The sequence below is a fragment of the Geobacillus sp. CAMR5420 genome (genome assembly GCF_000691465.1).
In the GTDB taxonomy this organism is placed as follows: Bacteria; Bacillota; Bacilli; order Bacillales; family Anoxybacillaceae; genus Geobacillus; species Geobacillus thermoleovorans.
The window spans coordinates 1-2012 of the sequence record NZ_JHUS01000033.1; the positions used below are offsets into that span (position 1 = coordinate 1).

Below are 2012 nucleotides of genomic sequence, written 5' to 3' on the forward strand. Positions count from 1 at the left end.
TCCTTAAACACCTCAAACAAAATCATCATCACAAACATCTCCAGCGGCACTGGAAGCGGCACTCCTTGGCGCGACAAAATGAGCGTCGCCAGCAAGGTGAACGGAAGCTGGTCCGGATGGAAGGAGGTCAAGGCGACCCAGGCGCCCGGCAAATAAATGGCGACCGAAGTGCCGACGAGCCGAAGCAGGCGCTGAAATACGACAAACAAGAAAAACGTGTTGTTATCTTCCGACGTGTTCAGCAAAAACGTTAAATTGCCCGGGCCGATCAAGGCGGTCGGCGCCCCGTCGACCAAGATGATAAAACGGCCGTTAAGGAGCGAATTGACGGCAAAATCGGGCCGCCCGGTATAACCGAACATCGGGAACAAAGAAAACCGGGTGTCAGACAACCACTCCTCAATTTGATTGGTGCTTGTCACCGAGTCGATGTACAAACTGAGCAGACGGCTTCTCACCTCATCGATGATGGTCGTGTTGGCAATATCATCGACATAAAGGAGCCCGACTTTTGTCTGGCTGCGCGTGCCGATGACAAACGGTTCATAGACGAGCCGGTGCGAGCGCAGCCGCTTGCGGATGAGCGCCACGTTTTTGCTGATTTCTTCAATAAATCCATCTTTGGGTCCACGAATCGATACTTCCGTGTTCGACTCTTCCGGATCGCGGCTGGGCGGGCTGGCGAGCGGCATCGTGTACAAGACATCGGCTTCGTGAAAATAAATGAGCAAATCACCGCTAAACAGCTTGAAGTTGAGATCATCGATCCGCACTTCTTTTCCCATATACTCAAGCGCCGCCGGTTTGCGGGCCTCGATGTCAGCAGCCGTAAAGCACGGATGCTGTTCGCACAGTTCACGGAACATCGGATAGACGGCTTTTTGCAGCATTTGCGTATCGCACAGTTCTTCACAATAAATAAACAGCAAGTGCACCACAGCCGCCGAGCCGTCAGGCAAAGAGGATGGAATCGCGGCTTCCGTCATGATGACATCCGGGCATTTGGCGTACATCGTGCGCAACGCCTCTTCGGAGATGATGACGGTCTCGAGCCCTGTGTAATCGTCTTTCAACCGCTTGCCTTCGGCGGCTCGCATCGGTCGTTTCATCCTGCCACCCCTCTTTTCTTTTTTCGGTATGCCAACAAAGCGAAACCACTTAACACAACGGACAGCGCAAGACTAAACAGCAGCGATGACGGCAGCACCCCATGTTTGACAAAATGCAAAAACTGTTCATCGCTGCCTGGCGCCAGCGCCGCCAATGTGATCGCCAAGTAAAGGACAATGAGCACCCAACGGCGGGTTTGCGGATGGCGGATCGGGAACAGCTCTACAATGAGCGCCATCGACAAGGAGATGCGGATAAAGGCGCCTGATATCCACTGGTAGATCGACATAAAGTCGACATGTTCAATGTACGTCCCTAAGCTGACCATCCGCCATTGCTCAAATGCCGGATAGCGAAGGCGCGTCGCCTGCTCGGGGCCAAATTCGGTGATGGCGCCAATCGTCGGCCCGATGCTCAGCCCGGCTGTGAAAACAGCGATGGCGGCAAGCGCCTTCCATGAAAACGGGCGAGGCAGGCGATGAGAAAGAAACAAAAGAACAATCACTTCCGCATATCCGGCCCCCGCGTACATCATAGCGCGCCATACAGGCTCCATGCCGTGCTCAAGCATTGGTTTGAGCAGTGAATAATCTTTATGCGGTGTGGTCGAGAGCATCACGAAAAAACCAAACACGATGACGAACGGGCAAATGATCATGGAAGTATTGGCAATCGAGTCGATGCCTTGGTACGAGTTATAAAAACAAACGGCCACGATGACCAAAATCAGCGCCCATCTCGGCGTCGCCGTCAAATAAGATGTGGTGGTAAACGTGACCGTATCGTTTAACGTGACAAAACTATGAAGAAGCAAGAATGCGCTGCTGACACCGGCCATCGCATAAGCAGCCGCGCTCGAAAATCGGGCTTTGAGCCAGTCAAACAGCCGCTCGCCGTTCAGT

Annotated in this window: 2 protein-coding genes; both read right to left on the reverse strand. The window is 53.3% G+C overall.

The window, feature by feature from the left end:
* The coding region (locus tag DI44_RS08505; protein ID WP_033025328.1) for a spore germination protein at positions 1-1109 on the reverse strand (1109 nt) is incomplete at its 3' end.
* On the reverse strand, positions 1106-2012 hold a 907-nt coding region (locus DI44_RS08500; protein ID WP_033025329.1), incomplete at its 5' end, for an endospore germination permease. The genes DI44_RS08505 and DI44_RS08500, both read right to left, overlap by 4 nt.